Below are 20,169 nucleotides of genomic sequence, written 5' to 3'. Positions count from 1 at the left end.
CTCCCGCTTTGTAGACGACATCGCCAGTTGCATCGACATGCAGCCGGGCGCGCTCGCATAGCCGCGCAATCTCGCTGTTCGAAGCGTCGATTGATCGCGGCCTGAATGGGGCGCAGGGTTCGCGCGCACCGATGCGTCGGCGCGCACGGGCTGGCCGTCGGCGCACCCCCTATCTGCATCGCTGCGTATCGCGCGAGCCGCTTGCCGACCTACGAGCGACACACGTAGAACGGGCCATCGCCATCGCCACCGCCATCGCTAGCGTTCACGCGCGCTCCACCGAACGCCGTCCGACCTCAGGATTTCCCTGATGAACAAACCGTCCGCGCCACGCGTTCACCGGCCGCTCGCGGGTGCCGACGGGTAGTGGGAAATCGAATGGATGTCATCGCAACATTTAATTGGTCGATCCGGATCGACTTCGCTATCGTCGGCGCTGCCCGCGTACGGAATCGAACCGTGCCGTCCCACGTGCCCCGCCGCATCACCCGGAATGTCCGCGGCCCGGCCGCCGGACCCGCACCCATCGGCCGCCCCGCCCGCTGAACCGGACGGACCCGTCGCGAAGCCTGGCCGACCGAACGAAGGCGCCCGCGCTTTCAAGCCACCCCGGCAACGATGTCCCGCCGCCGCATGCGTGCCCCACGCGCGTGCCGCGCCTGCCGTTGCGACCGGGGCCGGACCAACCCATTGCCTGGATGCTTTATGTCTAAGACAACGTATTACGCGCCGCATGGCGGCCACCCGCCGCAGACCGATCTGCTGACCGATCGCGCGATGTTCACCGAGGCGTACGCAGTCATTCCGAAGGGCGTGATGCGCGACATCGTCACGAGCTGGCTGCCGTTCTGGACCAGCACGCGCCTGTGGGTGATCGCGCGTCCGCTGTCGGGTTTCGCCGAAACCTTCTCGCAGTACATCGTCGAAGTGAACCCGGGCGGCGGCAGCGACAAGCCCGAGCAGGACAAGAACGCCGAAGCCGTGCTGTTCGTCGTCGAAGGCGAGGCCGAGCTGACGCTGCAGGGCAAGAAGCACACGCTGAAGCCGGGCGGCTACGCATTCATTCCGCCGGGCGCCGACTGGACGCTGCACAACGTCAGCGATGCGGCCGTGCGTTTCCACTGGATCCGCAAGCACTACCAGGTCGTCGACGGCATTCCGCTGCCGGAAGCGTTCGTGACCAACGAGCAGGACGTCGAGCCGATCCCGATGCCGGGCACCAACGGCGCATGGGTGACGACGCGCTTCGTCGACATGAGCGACATGCGTCACGACATGCACGTGAACATCGTGACGTTCGAGCCGGGCGGCGTGATTCCGTTCGCCGAGACGCACGTGATGGAGCACGGCCTGTACGTGCTCGAAGGCAAGGCCGTCTATCGCCTGAACCAGGACTGGGTCGAGGTGGAAGCCGGCGACTTCATGTGGCTGCGCGCGTTCTGCCCGCAGGCATGCTATTCGGGTGGCCCTGGCCGCTTCCGTTACCTGCTGTACAAGGATGTGAACCGTCACATGAACTTGTTGCTGAATCCGGCGCGTTGAGCGTCGCGCAAGTCGGACACGAAACCCGCCGGTGCATGCCGGCGGGTTTTTTTGTGAGCGGTGCGGTTCGATGTGGTTCGACCGGGCAGGCGGTGCGGCGCGGTGGCGCGGCGGCGCGCGCTATTCGCCGAGCGCGGCGGAGGCCAGCGCCGCGACCTGCAGCCGCGTATCGGCCGGCAGGTCGTCTTCCATCAGCCACACCGCGGACAAGCCGGCCCACGCGAGGATCCATCGCAGCAGCCGGCGCCGGTCGAGCTGGGCGGCGTCGGTGACGAGTGCCACGCGATGCGCGAAGCGCACGGGATCGACCGCGATGTCGTGCGCGGGATTGCAGAACAGGTTCGCGTAGTCGAACGCGCGGTCGCCGCGCAACCCTTTCGGGTCGATCGCGAGCCAGCCGCGATCGGCGAAGTTCAGCACGTTGCCATGATGGATGTCGCCGTGCAGCACGACTTCATCGACGAGCGGCCCGGCCAGCAGCCGATGCGCAGTCGCGGCCGAACGCCGCAATACCGGGTCGTCCGTGGCGTGCGACAGCAGCGCGTGAAACCAGTCGTGCAGCGGCACGACCGCCGGCGGTGCCGGTGCGCGATGCGCATGCAGCCGTGCGACGGTGTTGCACGCGATCCGGATCGCGTCGTCGTCGTGGCCCGCCGCGGACAAGCCGGCGAGCGTCGGCGCCGGCTGCGCGCGTTCGAGCAGCACGGCGTCGCTGTCGTGCCGCCACACGCGCGCGGCGCCGTCGCCGTTCCACCACGTCATCAGCGCATTGCCGCGACGCTCCTCGTCGCAGGTCGCGACCTTCAGCATCGCGGGCCGCGCGCGCCACACGACCGGCAGCACGCCGCCGCTCGCGGTCAGGATCGGGCCGCCATCGGGAACGAGATCCCACAGGCGCAGGTACGTATCGAACATGCAGACGATGGTACAGGCGAACCGGCTCATGCACAGTGCGGTCCTATCGACCGCTGCGTGCCGCATGCGCATCGTTTCCTAAAGAAAATTTAACCAGCCAAACTTTGGCTAAAGAATGTTCCGGTTTCCGGGCATCCCTTCGACAATGCGCGCCTTCCGTGACCGACGGGTGCCTCTTCAGCGCACGTCTGTCGCTGCATCGAAGAAGGAGCCTGCATGACCGACCACATCGCCAACCCGCTGCCTCCCGCCCCACCGTCGGCCCCGCCGCCTGCATCGCCGCGCCGCCGCGCGTGGCGCATGCTCGCGGGCGCGCTGCTCGGCCTGACGCTCGCGTGCGCAGGCACCGGCGCATGGACGATCCATCGGATCTGGACGCAGTTGCCGTCCGTCGAACATCTGGCCGCCTACCGTCCCGCGCTGCCGCTGCGGATTTTCTCGCGCGACGGCGAACTGCTGGCCGAGTACGGCGTCGAGCGCCGCGAGTTCGTGCCGCTCGAACGCATTCCGCCGCTGATGCGGCACGCGCTGCTCGCGGCCGAGGATGCGAAGTTCTACCGGCACGGCGCAATCGATATCGGCGGCCTCGCACGCGCGACGTTCGCGAATCTCGTGACCGGGCAGCCGGGGCAGGGCGGCAGCACGATCACGATGCAGGTCGCGCGCAACTTCTACCTGACGCGCGACAAGGTGCTGAGCCGCAAGCTGGCCGAGATCCTGATGGCCATCAAGCTCGAACGCGAGTTCAGCAAGGACAAGCTGCTCGAGCTGTACATGAACCAGATCTATCTCGGCGAGCGCGCGTACGGCTTCGCGGCCGCCGCGAACGTGTATTTCGGCAAGCCGCTCGATGCGCTGAGCGCGGGCGAGGCGGCCGTGCTCGCCGGGCTGCCGAAGGCGCCGTCCGCATTCAACCCGGTCGTGAACCCCGCACGCGCGACCGCGCGGCGCAACTACGTGCTCGGCCGCATGCATGCGCTCGGCGAACTCGATGACGCGACCTGGCGCGCGGCGGTCGACGCACCGATCGCATTGGCGACCACGCCGCCGCCCGGTATCGTCGCGGCGCCGTACGTCGCCGAGCGGGCGCGCCGGATGATGGTCGAGCGCTTTCACGACGACGCTTATACCCTCGGCCTCGACGTGACCACGACGATCTCGATGCGTGACCAGCGTGCGGCCGAAGCCGCGCTCGAGCGCACGCTGAGCCGCCAGTCGCGCGCGAAGCGCGACACGCGCAACGGCCTCGAAGGCGCGCTCGTGTCGCTCGATGCGGCTACCGGCGACATGCTCGCGCTCGTCGGCGGCGCGGATTTCAACCGGAACGTGTTCGATCACGCGCTGCAGGCGTATCGCCAGCCGGGTTCGAGTTTCAAGCCGTTCGTCTATTCGGCGGCGCTGGAGAAGGGTTACTTCCCGGGTGTGCTCGTCGACGACACGCAGCGCACGCTCACGCCTGCGGAAACCGGCGCGCGGCCGTGGCGTCCGCGCAATTTCGGCAACCGCTACGAAGGCTTCATCCCGGTACGGCGCGGGCTCGTGCGCTCGAAGAACCTCGTCGCGGTCAGCCTGATGCAGGCCGCCGACGCGCGCTACGTGCAGCAGCACGCAGTGGGCTTCGGGTTCGACGCGCAGCGCAACCCGGCAGCGCTGCCGCTCGCGCTCGGCGCGGGCGCGGTGACGCCGCTCGAACTCGCGAGCGCGTACAGCGTGTTCGCGAACGGCGGGATGCGGATGGTGCCGCGGCTGATCCTGTCGGTGAAGCAGCGTCATGGCGGCCCGTTGTATGACGCGTCGCCGTCCGACGGCACGCGCGTCGTGTCGGCGCGCAATGCGTTCGTGATGGACAGCATGCTGCGCGATGTCGTGCGCGGCGGCACCGCGCGCGGCGCGCTCGCGCTGCGCCGCGACGATGCGGCCGGCAAGACGGGCACGTCGAACGGCTCGAAGGACGTATGGTTCGCCGGCTATTCGTCGGGGATCGTCGCGGTTGCGTGGCTCGGCTACGACACGCCGCGCCCGATGGGACGCGCGACCGGCGCGACGCTCGCGCTGCCGGTCTGGCTGGACTACATGAAGACGGCCGTCGACGGACGCACGCCGGTCGAGGCGACGCCGCCGCGGGACGTCGCGCTCGTCGACCGCGATTTCGTGTACGCCGAATACGCGCGCGGCGCGTGCACCGCCGACGTGCCGCCGTTCGTCCGCAGCCGCTTCGCGTGCGGCAGCCCGCAGGTGTCCGATGCGCCGGACGAGCACGGCAAGCGTGACGCGCCGATGCCCGCGGCCGTCGATGCGGCCGAGCGCGAACGCGTGCTCGACCTGTTCCGTACCGACGACTGAGGTGCGCGATGCATACGCTTTATCTGCTTGCGATCGTCGCGGAAGCGATGTCGGGCGCGCTGATGGGGATGCGGCGCGGGATGGACCGCTTCGGGCTCGCGCTCGTCGGCGCGGTGACCGCGCTCGGCGGCGGCACCGTGCGCGACGTGCTGCTCGGCCACTATCCGCTCGGCTGGATCGCGCATCCGGAGTATCTGGTGATCACGCTTGCCGCCGCGACCGTCGCATCATGGGCCGCGCGGCACGTCGCACGGATGAAGATGCTGTTCGTCACCGTCGATGCAATCGGCCTCGCGGCGTTCACGATCATCGGCTGCGACATCGGCGCGTCGACGGGCACCGCGCCGATCATCGTCGTGCTGGCCGGTGCGATCACCGGCGTGTGCGGCGGGATGCTGCGCGACCTGCTGTGCAACGAAATGCCGCTGATCCTGCGCGAGGAACTCTACGCGAGCGTCGCGTTCGTCACGGGCACGCTGTATGTCGGCATCCAGCATCTCGGTATCGACGCCTCGTTCGCGACGGTGGTCGCGCTGGTCGCCGGCTTCACGATGCGGATGCTGGCCGTGCGGCTCGGATGGAAGATGCGGACGTTCGGTGTCGCGGACGTCGAGCATTGAGCGAGGGGGCGGCTTAGCGCGACGCGACGTGCGGATGAGCATCATGCGTCGCGCTTGAGTTCAATCCGGCTGCATCACCTGAAAGACGTTCCCTTCCTACGCGGGCACCATCACCGGCGGCGTCCGGTCGCCGGTTTCCACCATCTTCACCGCAAATCCGTAGCACTGCGCAATATGGGCCGGCGTCATCACGTCGCGCGGCGCACCGTGCGCGACGATCGTGCCGTCCGCGAGCAGCGCGATCGTATCCGCGTGCCGCGCGGCGAGGTTCGGATCGTGGACGATCGCGAGCACGCCGAGCCGCCATTCGCGCGCGACCGTGCGCACCGTGTCGAGCAGGCGATGCTGATGCGCGAGATCGAGCGCGGCGGTCGGCTCGTCGAGCAGCAGGTAGCGCGGGCCGGCTTCCGGCGCGTCATCGTCCGGCCACAACTGCGCGAGCACGCGCGCGAATTGCACGCGGGCGAGTTCACCGCCGGACAGTGTCGTCACGTCGCGGCCGACGAGCGCGTCGGCGCCCGCGCGTTCGAGCGCTTGCCGCGCGATGTCGCGATCGCGATGCGCGATCACGTGCCGCGCGCCGCTGCGGCGCGCATGCGGATAGCGGCCGAGCAGCACGATTTCGTCGACGCTGAACGGAAACGCCGGCTGCGCGGCCTGCGGCAGCACGGCGCGCAGGCACGCGAGGCGCGGCGCGGCGATGCGCGCGAGCGGTTCGCCGTTCAGCGTGATGTCGCCGGTCACACGCACGCCGTTCGGCGCGGCGCTGCCGGTCAGCTCGCCCGCGAAGGTTTTCAGCAGCGTGCTTTTGCCCGCGCCGTTGCGGCCGAGCAGCGCGGTCACGCGGCCGGGTTCGATCGACAGCGACAGGTCGTGCAGAACGGCGCGGTGCCCGCGCGCGACGTCGAGATGGTGGGCGGTCAGCATGATGAGTGAGTGAAGGTCAGCCGCCGAGCGCGCCGCGGCTTTTCCACAGCAGCGCGAGAAAGAACGGCGCGCCGAGCAGCGCGGTGAGTACGCCGAGCGGAATCTCGGCGGGCGCGGCGACCGTGCGCGCGGCGAGATCGGCGGCGAGCGTCAGCAGTGCGCCGAGCAAGGCGGCGCCCGGCAGCACGACGCGCTGGTCGGGGCCGCACGCGAGGCGCACGCAGTGCGGCGCGACGAGGCCGATGAAACCGATGATGCCCGCGCACGACACGAGCGCGCCGACCGCGAGCGCCACCGCGACGAGCACGCGGCGCTTGAGCCGCTGCACGGGCACGCCGAGATGCAGCGCTTCGGTTTCGCCGAGCTGCAACGCGTTCAGCGCGTCGCGGTCGCGCGCGAGCAGCACGCAGCCGATCGCGACGCACGGCGCGACGGCCGCCAGCGCGGACCATTGCGCGCCGCCGAGGCTGCCGAGGCTCCAGAAGGTGAGCGAGCGCAGTTGCGCGTCGTCGGCGACGAACGTGAGCAAGCCGATCGCCGCGCCGACCAGCGCGTTGATCGCGATGCCGGCGAGCAGCAGCAGCGGCAGCGCGAGCCGGCCGCGCGACGCGGCGAGCCGGTAGACGAGCGCGGCGACCGCGAGCGCGCCCGCGAACGCGGCGACGGGTAGCACGGCGGCGCTCACGTGCGCGCCGAACAGCGCGGGGCCGAGCACGATCGTCGTGGTCGCGCCGAGCGCCGCACCGCTCGACACGCCGACTAGCCCCGGGTCGGCGAGCGGATTGCGAAACAGCGCCTGCATCGCGGCGCCGGCCGCGCCGAAGCCGCCACCGACCAGCAGCGCAAGCACGACGCGCGGCGCGCGGATGTCGAGCAGCACGGCGCGCGCCTGTTGTGCGGCCGGATCGCCTGCAAGCGCGGCCCAGGCTTCGGCGAACGGAATCCGGTATGCGCCCACACACAGCGCGACGACGGACATCACACACACGAGGACGGCGAGCGCGGCGAGCGCGAATGGTGCAACGCGCCGCGATGCGCCGACACGCGCGGCACCGGCCGCCGCGCCGCCACCTGCACGCGAGGCCGACGACGGCGCGGGGAAAGACGAAGCATGAGCACGCATCGGAACGATCCAGTATCAGGCGAGCGCATCCGACAGGCGTCGGTGCAGGGTCGTGACGGCGAGCGGCAAGCGCGGGCCGAAGCCGAGCAGGAACAGCGCGTCGAGCGACACGACGCGTTGCGCGCGGCCGGCCGGCGTCGCGCCGAAGCCGGGCGCGGCGAGCAGCGCGGCGCGACCGCCGACCGCCGCGAGCCCTTCGTCGGAGATCAGCACGATGTCGGGCGCGGCGGCGGCGAGCGCCTCGGTCGTCAGCGGCTTGTAGTGATCGAAGCCCTGCATCGCATTGCGCGCGCCAGCGTAGCGGATCATCGCGTCGGCGGCCGTGCGCTGGCCGGCGACGAGCGCCTGGTTGCCGGTATGGTTCAGCACGAACAGCACGCGCGGCGGCTGCGCGCCGCCGCCGGGCACGCGTGCGGCCACCGCGTCGCGGGCTGCCTGCCAGTCGCGATCGAAGCGTTGCAGCAGCGCGTTGCCGGCATCGCGTACGTCGAGTGCCTGCGCGACGCCGGTGATCTTCGCGCGCACCGAATCGACATCGTGGCGTTCGTCGAACGTCGTCACGGTGACGCCCGCGCTTTTCACCTGCGCGATCGCGGCAGGCGGGCCGGCTTCGGCCGATGCGAGCACGAGATCGGGCCGCAGCGACAGCAGCCCCTCGGCCGACAGCGCGCGCTGGTAGCCGACCTTCGGCAGCCGCTTCGCGGCGTCGGGGTACGTGCAGGTCGTGTCGGTGCCGACGAGCCGGTAGCCGCGCGCGTCGGCGCCGCCGAGCGCGAACGCGGTTTCCGCGAGCGCACCGCCGACCACGACGACGCGCTTCTCGCCAACCTTGGCAACCCGCGCGCCCTGCGCGAGCACGCGACCGGACAGCGCACCCGCGAGCGTCCCGGCGACCGCGACCGCGCTCGCGAGCACGACGCGGCGTCGCGGCACGAACGACTGCGCGCTCACCGCGCGCCTCCGCGCGCCGCGGACGGCAGCGTCGCGACGAGCGCGCGCCAGTCGTCGCGTTCGGCCTTGCCCGGCTTGCGTTCGCCGAACAGCAGCGCGACGTGGTCGCCCTGCCGGTCGAACAGTTCGAGCGACGTGACGATGCCGTCGCTCGTCGGCTTCTTCACGACCCACGCGGCGGCGATCAGGTCCTCGCGCACGTGCAAGTTGAAGCCCGGGTCGAGCACGTTGATCCACGCGCCGACCTCGCGCACGTTCGCGACGGGGCCCGTATGGATCTGGATCATCCCTGCATTGCCGACGAACACCATGATCGGCTGGCCGCTCGCCGCGGCCTGCTCGAGCACGTGCCGCAGCGCGCGCGCCGCTTCGACCGGATACGCGTATTGCGGATCGGCGAGGCGCAGCGCCTGCATCCGGCTGACGCCGAAGCGCTGCGTGATGCCGAAGAACTGGTGCGTGTCGGTCAGCGCATCCCACGCGGCACGAAAACCCGCGACGTCGATCTCGGTGTCCGCGCGCTCGGGCGTCTTCGCTGCGGCGGGCACGACATCGAGCCCCGGCTCCTGCGCCGCCGCGCGCCAGCGCTCGACGAACGCGTCGTACGCGGCGTGATCGCTGTGCGCGCGCAGGTAGACCTTGTGGATCGCACGACCTTGCGCGTCGAAGAATTGCAGGCTCTTCAGCGGACCATGCGCGGTCTCGTCGCGCACCGCGAACGCCGACACCCAGTGACGATAGAAGATGCGCAGGTCGATGTCGCCGAGCGCGAGGCCGACCGGGCCATCGTGGCTCATCTGCGCATATTCGCCGTCCTTCTCGTGGAGGGCCGCGTCGTTGCGCGTGAGCGCCATCACGCGGCCGAGGCGCGGCATTTCCTCGAACATCGCCGGAAAGCGTGCGTCGAGCCGCACCACGTGCTCGCCGACGAACGCGGCGAGCGCCTCGCCTTCGCTGACGCCGAGCGCCTGCGCGACGTCGCGATTGCGAAGCTGGCGCTCGGCCTTGAGCTTGACGAATGCGTCGCGCAACGCGGCGGGCGCGCGGGCCGGCGTGGCAGGCTGACCGGGAAGGGCGGAATGCATCATGTCGGACTCCTTCAAGTAACGGTTGGAGCAGGAACGCGCGACCGCGCGCATCGGTAAATCAGAAATCCACCTTCATGCTGACGGCGACGGTGCGTCCGGATGACGTATAGGCGTCGAGCACCTGCGAATCGGCCGCGATGCCGCGCACGTCCGACCAGTTCCAGTATTTGCGGTCGAACAGGTTGCGGATGCCGATCGTCGCGCTCACGTGCTTGTTGAAGCGGTAGCCGCCGCGCAGGTCGACGACGAACGACGACGGCGGCGCGAAGCACGCCTTGTTCGAGCAGTCGGACTTGTCGATGTCCTTGTCGCGTTTGCCGGCCTGGAACAGCAGGTCGGTCTGCACGAACCAGCGTTCGCCCGGTTCGTAGCGCACGCCGAACACAGCCGAAAAAGGGTTGATCGTGTTCAGCGGCTGGCTCGCCGCGCCATCGTTCCGCGTCGAGCCCTTCGTGAACGCCATCGCCGTCTTCAGCGTGATGCCGTTCGGCATGATCCATTCGGCGCGGCCTTCGAGGCCGTGAATGCGCGCATCGGCGAAGTTCACGTACTGGAACACGAACGGATCGATCGGGCGGCCGCTGCCGGCGACCGTCGTGCGCGAGATGAAGTTGCGGTAGCGGCCGGTGAACGCGGCCGCGCTATAGCGCACGACGCCGTAGCCGGTGTCGGCCTTGCCGCGCAGGCCCGCTTCGAACGTGTCGCTGGTCTCCGGCTTCAGGTTCGGATTGCCGATCGACGTGTAGCCGTACACCGGATTCGAGAAGCTGCTGTTCACCTGGTCGGGCGTCGGCGCGCGGAAGCCGTGCGCGTACTGCGCATACGGAATCAGCGCGGGCGTGATCTCGTAGAGCACCGCGACGCGCGGCGACACTTCGTTCGCGCGCGTCGACACCGCGGTGCCCGTGAACAGCGAATCGTTCCGTGTAGGGCTCAGCCGGTACGTATCGAAGCGCAGCCCCGGCGTGACGAGCAGGCGGCCGTAGCCGATCTGATCCTGCACGAACGCGCCGAACAGCGTGTAGTCGGTATCGGGAAACGCCTTGTTCGGGGACGCTTCGCCGACGCCCGGCACCGTGCCGTCGCGCAGGTTCGTCACGCGCGACAGGCTGCCGTCGACGCCATAGAGCAGCTTGTGCGCGAGCGGGCCGGTCGAGAATCCGCTTTCGGCGAACGCGGCGCCGCCGAACGTGCGCTCCTTGTACTGGTTGTCGCGCGAGCGAGAAGGCTGCGTGCCGCGCGTCTCGAATGCGTACTGATCCTGCTTCGCGTCCTGGTAGTAGAACTGCACGTGCGCGTTCTGGAACCCGCCGAACGCATCGTCGCGGAAGTCGTAGTCGACGCTGAAGCGGTTGCGCTCGAGCCGGTCGTGGGTCGTGAGCCCGAGCGTGACGGGCCGATTGAGCGCCGACAGCACGTCGGTGCTCACGCGGCGCTGCACGGTTTCGGCGGTGAACCTGATCGTGTCGCGTGCGGTGGGCGTCAGCACGAGCTTGCCGAGCAGTGACTCCGAATAGACGTCCTGCGGGTTCGACGTCGTGCGCCGCGTGCTCGCCGAGTTGTCGCTGCCGCGCGTGTCGACCTCGTGGCCGCGGCGGCCGTCGGCGATGATCATCCCCTGCACGCGGTCGTTGCCGCCGGCGGCCGACACCGTCGCGCCGATGCTGCGGTCGGCCGAATCGTAGCTCGGCCGGAACGAGAAGTAGGAAGGCTTGCCGTAGATCGACAGCAGGTCGCGCGGATCCTTCGTGATGAAGTTCACCGCGCCGGTGAGCCCGTCGCTGCCGTACAGCGCCGACGCCGGCCCGCGCAGGATCTCGATGCGCTTGAGCGTGTCGAGATCCGCGTAGTCGCCGCGGCCGGCTTCGAGCGGCCCGAACGAGAACGCGTTCGGCAGCCGGATGCCATCTTCCATCAGCAGCACGCGATTGCCTTCGAGGCCGCGGATGTTGATGCTCGAATCGCCGTCGCGGCCGCCACCGAGCGCGGCGCTGCCGGGGCGGTACGCGGTGCGGCGCACCGTGACGCCCGGCTCGTAGCGCAGCGCGTCCTTGATGTTGGCGGCCTGCTGTTCGTCGAGATCGTCGGCGGTGATCACCGACACGGACGCGGCCGTGCGGCTCGCGGCAGTGGCGGTGCGGGTTGCCGTGACGGTGACGGGGTCGAGCAGCGCCGCGTCGCCGCGCGTGGACGCGGCGGCGGTCAGGACGGCAGGCGGCGGGTTGGCGCCTTGTGGCGACGAAGCGGCGTAAGCCGGGGCGGCGGACAGGCCGAACGCGCCGAACAGCGCGGCACAGATCGGCCGCCGCGCCAGCGGATAGCAATGCACAGGTGGTCTCCCATTGACGATAACGAGCCCGAAGGCTGGCTGGGTGACGCATTCACCTGGCTGGCCCGTTCGCGCGCGACAGGCGGCGAACGGCGAATTGAAAGGCAACTGATAACTCGACAAGTGTAAATGAGAATCATTATCGATACAAGGACGAGACGCGGCATGGGCGGACGCGCGCCGTCGGCGCGGTTCGGGCGAACCGCGCGCGGAGACAGTCGGGAAAAACGGGCCGGCGCTAGGCCAGCGATTCGATGCGAATCAACAGGTTGCGCGCATGCGCGATGAACGCGTCGTGCGTTGCGCGATCGCCGTGGCCTTCGAAGCCGGTTTGTTCGGCGAACGCGAGCTGTTCGGCGTAGAGATCGACGAGCGCGCGGCGTGCATCGGGCGGCAGCGTGCGGATCATCGAGACGAGCAGCAGTTCCTGCGCGCGCAGCATGCCGGACAGCGTTTGGGCGTTCATGCCGACCTCCTCGAACGATGCGGCGGCGTGCCGCTCATTCAATAGTAGGTGGTCGGCGCGCGCAGCGGAAATCAGCCGGCGGCCGTTGCCGCGCGTGCATCGCGCACGATCTGCGCGACGCGTTCGACGAACTCGGCATCGACGCTCGACAGCGCCTCGCGTTTGCCGTCGGGCATCTCGACCATCAGCCGATATGTGACGTCCTGCGTGGCCCAGGCGAGATAGCCGACGACGGCGAGCATCACGCCCACGACGAGCGCGGCGCTCGACGCGGCGATGCCGCCGGCGATGGCGGTCGCCACGCCGATCAGCGAGATCAGCCAGGGCACGAGACGATTCTTCGGGATCTTGACGACGTCGACGGTGCGGATGTCACGCAGCGGGAAGACCTGGCCGGCGGCCGACAGGCCGTTGCGCGTGACCATCACGCCGCGTTCGTTGAATGCGTTTTCCATCGTGTGTTGCGTGGACGAAAACGCGCAGCGTAGCAGACTTCGTTGCCGCGTCAAACGGGACCGAGTGCCGCACGATGCGTGCGGGCCGGCCGCAATGCGCGCGGCGACGGGGAATGAGGGGGAGTCAGAACTGCAGCTGGCCGTCGCCGTACAGCCGGCCCGGCACGTGCGACGCGACGACCTCGGCGATCTCTTCGTCGGTCGATTCGGCCGGCACGATCTGGCGTCGCGCCGGGGCGTCGAGATGCATCGTCCATTCGACGAGCCGGTACGGGCGGCCCCACGGGCGCTGCATTTCCACCGACACGCGGCAGCTCTGGACCGGGAGCGAATGCTGGCGCGTCAGAATCGCGTGCAGATGGCTGAAAACGGTATCTTCGATCATCTTGGCCTCCGATCCTGTCTTGTGGGCAGTTGATGGCGGTGCCGTGGTGGGTCTCAAAAAAAAAGCCGCCGATGCTCATGCGGCCAACAGGGGGGGTGGGAGCATCCTCTCAGCCCAGAATTAAGCGAAACTTAAAAGCCCCATAAAAAAGCGCCCCGCGTGGAGCGGGGCGCTTCGTGCCGTCGTGATCCGTGGAATCCGCAGGATTCGCGAATCGTTAAGCGGATGCTTTAGAACTTGTGACGGATACCGACGCGAGCGGCGATCTGGTTCGACGCACCGTTGCCCGACGTGTTGAAGTAGCTCGTGCTCGAGCCGATCTGCGCTTGCACGTTGTTGCCCGACGCCTTCTGGCCGACGACCAGCGCGTACACGTCCGTACGCTTGCTGAGCGCGTAGTCCAGCGCCAGGTTGCCCTGGTTCCAGTGCGCCGAGCCGCCGTTTTGCGTGGCGTTCGTGTACGTGTAGCCGAGTGCTGCCGACAGGGCCGGCGTGATCGCATACTTCACGCCTGCTTCGTATGCGTTGTAGAACGTGCCCGATGCGCCTGCCGTGACCGGGGTGAACTGCGTGCGCGTCCACAGCAGCCATGCCGTTGCCGGGCCGAAGATGTAGCGGCCGCCGACGCCGTACGTGCGCAGGTCGCGGATGTTGCCCGTGCTGATGTTCGCGATCGTCGTCGAGAATGCCGGCGACGACTGGCTCGGGAAGCGGATGTCCGTGTAGGCCGCGCCGAGTGCGAACGGGCCGTTCGCGTAGTTCACGCCGAAGCTGTATGCACGCGACGAGCCTGCCGTCGTCGTGGTGCCCGTCGTCGTTGCCGGTGCGCCGGCGAAGTCGGTCGAGTTCGAGAAGCCGTACAACGCGCCGAACGTGAAGCCGGCGTAGTTCGCGCTCTGGAACTTCACTGCGTTGTTGATGCGGCTCGACGTGAGCTGGTCGACGTCGTTCACGTGGTAAGCGTAGTTGCCCGCGACCGTGTTGCCGCCCGTCGAGTAGTTCGAACCGAGGACGTCGGTCGAGAACGAGTACTGACGGCCGAGCGTGACCGTGCCGAATTGCGACTGGCTCAGGCCGACATAAGCCTGGCGGCCGAAGATCGCGCCGCCCTGGCCGATCGTGCCGTTGCCGCTGTTGAAGCCGTTTTCGAGCACGAAGAGCGCCTTCAGGCCGCCACCGAGGTCTTCGGTGCCGCGCAGGCCCCAACGGCTGCCCTGGGCCACGCCGTCGTCGTACTTGAACAGCTTGCCGCTGCCGCCGTTGGCGGTCTTGCTGTGGTTCACGTAGCTGATACCCGCATCGATCACGCCGTACAGGGTGAAGCTGCTTTGTGCGTGTGCCGTGCCGGCCGTTGCTGCGAGGATGGCGATGGTCAACAGTTTCTTGTTCAAAGGATTCTCCGAGCGATTAATGGCGTGTCCAGTTGCGGTTCCGGCGCTCTCTGCGGGCGCTTTCACGTACCGGCCGCAACTTTATCGGCGGGTCACGTAATGAATATGACAGCGACTGTCACATAACGAATGTGTGGTGCCGATGCGACACCGGATTTTGCCCGGTTGTACAGCAGGGAGTTATACCGATTCCGCCTGAGATTCTGTCGGGATGAGGAATATGCACATGACATAAGCTTGGTTGGCGCCGTTCCAGCCCCGTGCCACGATGCGCGCTTCCACAACGACACGGGACAAGAGGACACCATGCGACGTTCGATCCTGACCGGCCTCGGCGCGCTTGCCGCCGCGCTGGCTTTTGCCGCGCCCGGCGCGCACGCCGATTCCCAAACGCTGAAGATCGGCACGATGAGCGGCCCCGACGCGCAGATCTGGACCGAGGTGACGAAAGTCGCCGCCCGCGAAGGCCTCGCGATCAAGGTCATCGAATTCAACGACTACGTGCAGCCGAACGCGGCGCTCGACGCGGGCGACCTCGATGCGAACGGCTTCCAGCACCAGCCGTTTCTCGACAGCCAGATCAAGCAGCGCGGCTACAAGATCGTCAACGTCGGGCTGACCTATACGGCGCCGATGGGCTTTTACTCGAAGAAGCTCAAGTCGCTGAAGGACTTGCCGGCGGGCGCGAAGGTCGGGATCCAGAACGATCCGTCGAACGGCAACCGCGCGCTTCTGCTGCTGCAGAAATACGGCGTGATCAAGCTGAAGCCGGGCGTCGGCACGAACGGCGTGAACGCGACGCCGCTCGACATCGCCGAGAATCCGAAGAAGATCAAGATCGTCGAGCTTGATTCCGCGCAGCTGCCGCGCGCGCTGCCCGACCTCGACGCCGCGTCGATCAACACCGACTACGCGGTGAAGGCGGGGCTCACGCCGGTCAAGGATGCGATCGCGATCGAGGACCTGCGCGGGCCCTATGCGAACCTGATCGCCGTTCGCGCGCAGGACAAGGACAAGCCGTGGGTGAAGAAGCTCGTCGCGGCCTATGAATCGAACGACGTGCGCAAGTTCATCGAGCAGAAGTTCGGCGGCGCGATCGTGCCGGCGTTCTGAGCGCCGGCAGCGCGCCGCACCGCGGCCCGGCCGCGTTGCCGGGCGTCGCGCCAGGCCCAAAAGCAAATCGCCCGCGCAAGCGGGCGATTTCGTTTCGTGGGTGCGCGCCGTGATGCCGGCGCGCCGGCCCGTGACTGTGACTCAAGCGACTTGAGCGGCTTGTATCACTTGAGCCGCACGGCCCGCACCCTCCGCTCAGGCCGACAGCAGCGACCCGGTGCGGATCGGCGTCGCGCCGGCGATCCGCGCGACTTCCATCCCGGCGGTGGCGAAGCGCACGACCTGGCGCGCGTACAGCACGCCCGACACGCTGCTCTTCAGCGTGATCACGCGATCGGTGATCGGATCGACGATGTCGGCCACTTCCTGGCCGGCCTCGATCCACGCGCCGACCGGCGTGCGGAACACGATCACGCCGGACACCGGCGCGACGAGCGGATCGGTGCCCGCGAGCGGCGTGGCCGGATGCGAGAGCGGCGGCAGCGGCGCGGGCGTGCCGTCGATGACGCCGCGCTCGGTCAGGTATTCGACGATCGCCTGCGAATCCTTTTCCGCGAACTCGTACGACACGTCGCGCTCGCTGCGCAGTTCGACCGTGACCGAAATCGCGCCGTTCGGGATCGGGAAACGATCGCCGAAGCGGTTGCGCAGATCCGACCAGCAGAAGCTGTGGATCTCGTCGAACGGATTGCCGACCGAATTCAGCGCGAGCAGCGACGCCTGCGCATCGAGGTAGCGAGCCAGCGGTTCGACGTCTTCCCACAGGTCGGGGTTCGTGTACAGGTGCATCACCGCGTCGTTGTCGCAATGCAGGTCGAGCACGATGTCCGCGTCGAACGACAGCTTCTGCAGCGCGAGGCGCTGCGATTCGAGCTCGGTGCGCGGCTTCTGCTCGTGAAGCGCGTCGCGCATCGCGGCGCGTACCGCGGCGATGTTGCGCTGCGCGTCGTTCGTCAGCTGGCCTTCGATGCGCGGCAGCACGAGCGCCGCGAGATCGTGGAAATTGCGGTTGAAGTTCTGCATCGAGCCGAGCTCGAAGCGGCCGAGGTGATCGCCGAACACGTGCTGCGACAGGCCGATCGGGTTCGGCACCGGGACGATGACCACTTCGCCGCGCAGCTTGCCGGCCGCCTCGAGCGCGGCGATCTTGCGGCGCAGCAGCGCGGCGACCAGCATGCCGGGCAGTTCGTCCGCATGCAGCGACGACTGGATGTAGACCTTCTTGCCGCCGCGCGGGCCGTAGTGGAAGCTCGTGATCTGGCGTTCGGTGCCGACGGCGGGGGAAATCAGCGGATGGGTCTGCGTTTGCATGATGGGGGGAGGGCGGCGCAGCCGCGAGTGATCCGGTATGCGTGGAAGATCGATTGTACGTTGCCTTCCGCGAACCTATCAAACCGCCCGCCGCGTACGCAGTTTTCCTTTGCGAATCATCGGGTTGACGCGTAAAAAATTACGCTGGCGCGGCCCTTCAGGGATGCGCTTTTCGCAACTTCCGGTCGCCTGCACGCAAAAAAAACGGGCTCCTTGCGGAGCCCGTCTGCGCGGATGAGAAGCGCGCTTTTACGCGGTATTACTTGCCGTACACGTCGAAATCGAAGTACTTCTTCGCGATCTTCTGGTACGTGCCGTCCTTGCGCATGCCGCTGATCGCCCCGTCGATCTTCGCCTTCAGGTCGGTGTCTTCCTTGCGCAGGCCGATGCCCGCGCCGTTGCCGAGCGTCTTCGGATCGTCGATGTCCTTGCCGGCGAAATCGAAGCCCGCACCGCGCGGCGTCTTCAGGAAGCCGATGTCAGCCTGCACCGCGTCCTGCAGCGCTGCGTCCAGACGGCCCGCGATCAGGTCGGCGTAGACCTGGTCCTGGTTCTGGTAGGGCACGACCTTCACGCCCTTCGAGGCCCAGTACGTCTTCGCGTAGGTTTCCTGGATCGTGCCTTGCTCGACGCCGACCGACTTGCCCTTCAGCGATTCGGCGGTCGGCAGCAGGCCGGCACCCTTCTTCGCGACGAGGCGGGTCGGCGTGTTGAACAGCTTCTCGGAGAACGCGATCTGTTCCTGGCGCGCCGGCGTCATCGACATCGACGACAGGACGCCGTCGAACTTGCGTGCCTTCAGTGCCGGGATCATCCCGTCGAAGTCGTTTTCGATCCACACGCACTTGGCGTTGATGCGGCGGCAGATCTCGTTGCCGAGATCGACGTCGAAGCCGACCACCTTGCCGTCAGGTCCTTTCGATTCGAAAGGCGGGTAGCTTGCGTCGACGCCGAAGCGTACGGTCGTCCAGTCCTTCGCGTATGCCGTCGTGCCGGCCGATACGGCGAGCAGGGCCACGGTCACAGCCGCAAGAATCTTTTTCACTCGGTGACTCCTCGTTTTGTTCGATGGGTGCGCGGTTGTGCCGCGCCGTAAACCTTCGGCCCGGCGCGGTTTCGCGTCGGACTGCCCGTTTCGCCCACCCGATGCGGGCGCGCGACGTGCGCAAGATTATCAAGACAAAATACCGGCAGGGCGCCTAGGACATGCCCCGATACCGGACCGGACGGCCGCACGTGCGCCACGCGACCGTTTCAGAGGGAAAAACGATTCAGCCAAGCGTTTCGTTGACCGCGCGCTGCAGGCACGTGACAAATCGAGATACGGCGGGGGTCGGCAGCAGGTCGCGGCGCGCGATGATCGACAGGTCGAAGCGCGGCATGGTTTCGTCGAGTTCGGCCGTGCGGATGCCGAGCGGCGCCACCATCGCGGCCAGCGGGCGTGTGAAGCAGCCGATCACGTCGGAGCGCGCGACGAGCCCGAGCGTCACCGCGAACGACATCGGCGAGCGCAGCAGGCGCTTCGGCAGCGGCAGCCCGCGTGCCTCGAACATCGCGCTCATCACGCTGTGCGGGAATTGCTCGGCGCCGACCGTGACGATCCACTCGGCGTCGAGCAATTCCTCTAACCGGCGGGCACGCGCGAGCGGGTGGCCGTCGCGCATCACGACCGTGAATTCGGTCGACAGCAGCGGCACCTGCGTGAAATCACGGTCGAGCGCAGGCACATGGTGCATTGCAGCGATGTCGAGCGTGCCGTTGCGCAACTGCGCGAGCGCGTCCGGCACGGTTACTTCCTCGAGATGGAGGCTCACGTTCGGCATCGACTGGCGGAACGCGGTAACCGCGTGCGGCAGCGCGGTCAGCGCGATCGACGGCATCGTGCCGACCGCGACGCGCCCCGACATTTCCCCCTTCACCTGCTCGACGGCCTCGACGGTGCGGCGCATGTCGCCGAGTAGTTGCTCGGCGCGCGGCAGCAGCGCGTGGCCGCACGCGGTCAGCTCGACGCCGCGCACGCTGCGCACGAGCAGCTCGGCGTTCAGCGCCGTTTCGAGTTCGCGGATCGTATGCGTGATCGCGGGCTGCGTGACGCCGAGTTCGCGCGCAGCGGCGCGCAGGCTCTTGTGATGCGCGGCGGAGACGAACGCGTGGAGCTGCGCTGTGTTCAGGTGGTTGCGGATGCGGGTCATCGATCGGTTCGGAGCGGGCGGCGGGCCGGGGCGCCGGCGCGAAGACCGATAGGGTAGCGCGCCGCGCCGGCGTGCGCCGGGCGAAGCAAAATTCGCGGGACGGCGTACGGCATCGTTTCGCTGCGATCGACGGCAAAGCGGTCAGGATCGCAAATGACCGCGGATGGCGCGTACAGGTGCATCACGCTGTCGATATCCACGGCGAATCGACGGCTTCCTTCGATGCCGGGCGGGGAACCGGCCGTATCAGGCGAGCGCCAGTTCGACGGCCGCGAGCGTGCGGCGGCGGATCCAGCCGCTCCCGAGCCGGATCGCAAGCCAGTAAGGCAGGAACAGCATCCGCGTGCGTGTGCTCGGACAGTGGACGAAGGTTTCGGTGCGCAGGAACCGCGCGCCGGAAGGCAGCCCGACGACCTCGAACCGCAGCACCAGCTTCGCGTCGTCGGGATCGTCGTGCCGGATGAAGGCCGCGGCGTCGACGATCGTCCGCACGTCGGGCGTCGGGCGCCAGAAGCGGCCGACGAGCCCCAGCGACAGCGACGTGTCGTCGCGATGCAGCAGCGTGAACGAAGCGAAGCCGAAGCGCTCGCGTGCAGCGTCGGCCGGGCGTTTGCCGAGCGCGCGGGCGATGGCCGCCGGTGCTTCGCGCACCGCGAGCAGCGCGTCGATGACCGGATCGGCGCGCATGTCGAGCGCGGCCACCGCGTCGATGATGCGCGACGGAGGCGCATCGATCGGCCGCGATTCATGAACCTCGACGAACCCGAACGACGGGATGAACGGCGGCTTGCGCGCCGCGGTGCGCGTATCGGATTCGGAGACGATGCCGAACGGACTGCCGAACGGGTTCATGAGCGTTCCGGAGGACAAAACGCGATCGTAGCACCGCGGGTGCATTCGCGATGTGACGGAACGCAAGCTGCGTCGCGGCTTTGTCGGGTGGCGCCGGGTATCGCACCCTGCGTCGCACCCCGCACCGACAAAAAGAGCCTGGAAACATGCGCTCCCAGGCCTGGAG

General features: G+C 68.2%; 19 protein-coding genes. 4 read left to right on the top strand and 15 right to left on the bottom strand.

The window, feature by feature from the left end; all coding sequences use genetic code 11:
• Positions 1-705 precede the first annotated feature (705 nt).
• Positions 706-1,542: a bifunctional allantoicase/(S)-ureidoglycine aminohydrolase gene (locus C7H84_RS25955; protein WP_121861454.1), complete on the top strand. Its 837-nt coding sequence runs from the start codon at positions 706-708 to the stop codon at positions 1,540-1,542.
• A gap of 120 nt (positions 1,543-1,662) precedes the next feature.
• On the opposite strand, the gene C7H84_RS25950 is transcribed toward C7H84_RS25955, so the two are convergent.
• A complete protein-coding gene (locus C7H84_RS25950) occupies positions 1,663-2,457 on the bottom strand; it encodes an aminoglycoside phosphotransferase family protein (RefSeq protein ID WP_121861453.1) in 795 nt (264 codons plus the stop codon).
• A gap of 216 nt (positions 2,458-2,673) precedes the next feature.
• Between C7H84_RS25950 and C7H84_RS25945 the strand changes: the two genes are divergently transcribed.
• Positions 2,674-4,800, top strand: a complete 2,127-nt coding sequence (locus C7H84_RS25945; protein WP_121861452.1) for a PBP1A family penicillin-binding protein — start codon at positions 2,674-2,676, stop codon at positions 4,798-4,800.
• Positions 4,801-4,808: 8 nt separating this feature from the next.
• Entirely contained in the window at positions 4,809-5,420 is a 612-nt protein-coding gene (locus C7H84_RS25940) for a trimeric intracellular cation channel family protein (protein ID WP_121861451.1), read from the top strand.
• Between the two features lie 96 nt (positions 5,421-5,516).
• On the opposite strand, the gene C7H84_RS25935 is transcribed toward C7H84_RS25940, so the two are convergent.
• From C7H84_RS25935 to C7H84_RS25895, 9 genes are all read right to left on the bottom strand, one after another.
• Positions 5,517-6,347 carry a heme ABC transporter ATP-binding protein gene (locus C7H84_RS25935; protein ID WP_121861450.1) on the bottom strand — a complete coding sequence of 277 codons (831 nt, stop codon included), beginning with the start codon at positions 6,345-6,347 and terminating at the stop codon, positions 5,517-5,519.
• A gap of 16 nt (positions 6,348-6,363) precedes the next feature.
• A complete protein-coding gene (locus tag C7H84_RS25930; RefSeq protein WP_121861449.1) occupies positions 6,364-7,470 on the bottom strand; it encodes an iron ABC transporter permease in 1,107 nt (368 codons plus the stop codon).
• 15 nt (positions 7,471-7,485) lie between these two features.
• Positions 7,486-8,421, bottom strand: a complete 936-nt coding sequence (locus C7H84_RS25925; protein ID WP_121861448.1) for an ABC transporter substrate-binding protein — start codon at positions 8,419-8,421, stop codon at positions 7,486-7,488.
• Positions 8,418-9,509, bottom strand: coding sequence for a ChuX/HutX family heme-like substrate-binding protein (locus C7H84_RS25920; RefSeq protein ID WP_121861447.1), 1,092 nt, complete (start codon positions 9,507-9,509; stop codon positions 8,418-8,420). The genes C7H84_RS25925 and C7H84_RS25920 overlap by 4 nt, the downstream gene beginning before the upstream one ends.
• Positions 9,510-9,567: 58 nt before the next feature.
• Positions 9,568-11,838, bottom strand: coding sequence for a TonB-dependent hemoglobin/transferrin/lactoferrin family receptor (locus C7H84_RS25915; RefSeq protein WP_121861446.1), 2,271 nt, complete (start codon positions 11,836-11,838; stop codon positions 9,568-9,570).
• A gap of 238 nt (positions 11,839-12,076) precedes the next feature.
• The gene (locus C7H84_RS25910) at positions 12,077-12,304 is read right to left on the bottom strand and encodes a hypothetical protein (RefSeq protein WP_121861497.1); all 228 of its coding nucleotides are present in this window, start codon (positions 12,302-12,304) and stop codon (positions 12,077-12,079) included.
• Positions 12,305-12,375: 71 nt separating this feature from the next.
• Complete coding sequence (locus C7H84_RS25905; protein WP_121861445.1) at positions 12,376-12,759, bottom strand: DUF6232 family protein; 384 nt, start codon at positions 12,757-12,759, stop codon at positions 12,376-12,378.
• Between the two features lie 124 nt (positions 12,760-12,883).
• On the bottom strand, positions 12,884-13,144 hold the full coding sequence (locus C7H84_RS25900; RefSeq protein ID WP_059467243.1) for a DUF2866 domain-containing protein: 261 nt from the start codon (positions 13,142-13,144) through the stop codon (positions 12,884-12,886).
• Between the two features lie 230 nt (positions 13,145-13,374).
• The gene (locus C7H84_RS25895) at positions 13,375-14,535 is read right to left on the bottom strand and encodes a porin (RefSeq protein ID WP_121861444.1); all 1,161 of its coding nucleotides are present in this window, start codon (positions 14,533-14,535) and stop codon (positions 13,375-13,377) included.
• A gap of 306 nt (positions 14,536-14,841) precedes the next feature.
• On the opposite strand from C7H84_RS25895, the gene C7H84_RS25890 reads away from it, so the two are divergent.
• Entirely contained in the window at positions 14,842-15,648 is an 807-nt protein-coding gene (locus tag C7H84_RS25890) for a MetQ/NlpA family lipoprotein (RefSeq protein WP_121861443.1), read from the top strand.
• A gap of 195 nt (positions 15,649-15,843) precedes the next feature.
• Here C7H84_RS25890 and C7H84_RS25885 read toward each other — a convergent pair whose 3' ends face one another.
• The 5 genes from C7H84_RS25885 to C7H84_RS25865 form a co-directional block, all read right to left on the bottom strand.
• Entirely contained in the window at positions 15,844-16,959 is a 1,116-nt protein-coding gene (locus C7H84_RS25885; RefSeq protein WP_121861442.1) for a succinylglutamate desuccinylase/aspartoacylase family protein, read from the bottom strand.
• 259 nt (positions 16,960-17,218) lie between these two features.
• Positions 17,219-18,004 carry an ABC transporter substrate-binding protein gene (locus C7H84_RS25880; protein ID WP_121861441.1) on the bottom strand — a complete coding sequence of 262 codons (786 nt, stop codon included), beginning with the start codon at positions 18,002-18,004 and terminating at the stop codon, positions 17,219-17,221.
• Between the two features lie 226 nt (positions 18,005-18,230).
• Positions 18,231-19,151 carry a LysR substrate-binding domain-containing protein gene (locus C7H84_RS25875; RefSeq protein WP_162999364.1) on the bottom strand — a complete coding sequence of 307 codons (921 nt, stop codon included), beginning with the start codon at positions 19,149-19,151 and terminating at the stop codon, positions 18,231-18,233.
• Positions 19,148-19,351, bottom strand: coding sequence for a hypothetical protein (locus tag C7H84_RS25870; RefSeq protein ID WP_121861440.1), 204 nt, complete (start codon positions 19,349-19,351; stop codon positions 19,148-19,150). The genes C7H84_RS25875 and C7H84_RS25870 overlap by 4 nt, the downstream gene beginning before the upstream one ends.
• Positions 19,352-19,397: 46 nt before the next feature.
• Positions 19,398-20,003, bottom strand: a complete 606-nt coding sequence (locus tag C7H84_RS25865; RefSeq protein WP_121861439.1) for a hypothetical protein — start codon at positions 20,001-20,003, stop codon at positions 19,398-19,400.
• Between the last annotated feature and the right edge of the window lie 166 nt (positions 20,004-20,169).

Origin of the sequence: Burkholderia sp. Nafp2/4-1b (assembly GCF_003635165.1) — a bacterium.
GTDB lineage: Bacteria > Pseudomonadota > Gammaproteobacteria > Burkholderiales > Burkholderiaceae > Burkholderia.
This window is presented reverse-complemented; position numbering and strand designations above follow the sequence as displayed.

What these genes read in the sequence shown, in the direction of transcription:
- C7H84_RS25930 (WP_121861449.1), bottom strand. Translation starts at nt 7,470, where the DNA reads ATGCGTGCTCATGCTTCGTCTTTCCCCGCGCCGTCGTCGGCCTCGCGT.
- C7H84_RS25875 (WP_162999364.1), bottom strand. Translation starts at nt 19,151, where the DNA reads ATGACCCGCATCCGCAACCACCTGAACACAGCGCAGCTCCACGCGTTC.
- C7H84_RS25950 (WP_121861453.1), bottom strand. Translation starts at nt 2,457, where the DNA reads ATGTTCGATACGTACCTGCGCCTGTGGGATCTCGTTCCCGATGGCGGC.
- C7H84_RS25910 (WP_121861497.1), bottom strand. Translation starts at nt 12,304, where the DNA reads ATGAACGCCCAAACGCTGTCCGGCATGCTGCGCGCGCAGGAACTGCTG.
- C7H84_RS25890 (WP_121861443.1), top strand. Translation starts at nt 14,842, where the DNA reads ATGCGACGTTCGATCCTGACCGGCCTCGGCGCGCTTGCCGCCGCGCTG.
- C7H84_RS25945 (WP_121861452.1), top strand. Translation starts at nt 2,674, where the DNA reads ATGACCGACCACATCGCCAACCCGCTGCCTCCCGCCCCACCGTCGGCC.
- C7H84_RS25905 (WP_121861445.1), bottom strand. Translation starts at nt 12,759, where the DNA reads ATGGAAAACGCATTCAACGAACGCGGCGTGATGGTCACGCGCAACGGC.
- C7H84_RS25940 (WP_121861451.1), top strand. Translation starts at nt 4,809, where the DNA reads ATGCATACGCTTTATCTGCTTGCGATCGTCGCGGAAGCGATGTCGGGC.
- C7H84_RS25935 (WP_121861450.1), bottom strand. Translation starts at nt 6,347, where the DNA reads ATGCTGACCGCCCACCATCTCGACGTCGCGCGCGGGCACCGCGCCGTT.
- C7H84_RS25865 (WP_121861439.1), bottom strand. Translation starts at nt 20,003, where the DNA reads ATGAACCCGTTCGGCAGTCCGTTCGGCATCGTCTCCGAATCCGATACG.
- C7H84_RS25955 (WP_121861454.1), top strand. Translation starts at nt 706, where the DNA reads ATGTCTAAGACAACGTATTACGCGCCGCATGGCGGCCACCCGCCGCAG.
- C7H84_RS25900 (WP_059467243.1), bottom strand. Translation starts at nt 13,144, where the DNA reads ATGATCGAAGATACCGTTTTCAGCCATCTGCACGCGATTCTGACGCGC.
- C7H84_RS25885 (WP_121861442.1), bottom strand. Translation starts at nt 16,959, where the DNA reads ATGCAAACGCAGACCCATCCGCTGATTTCCCCCGCCGTCGGCACCGAA.
- C7H84_RS25920 (WP_121861447.1), bottom strand. Translation starts at nt 9,509, where the DNA reads ATGATGCATTCCGCCCTTCCCGGTCAGCCTGCCACGCCGGCCCGCGCG.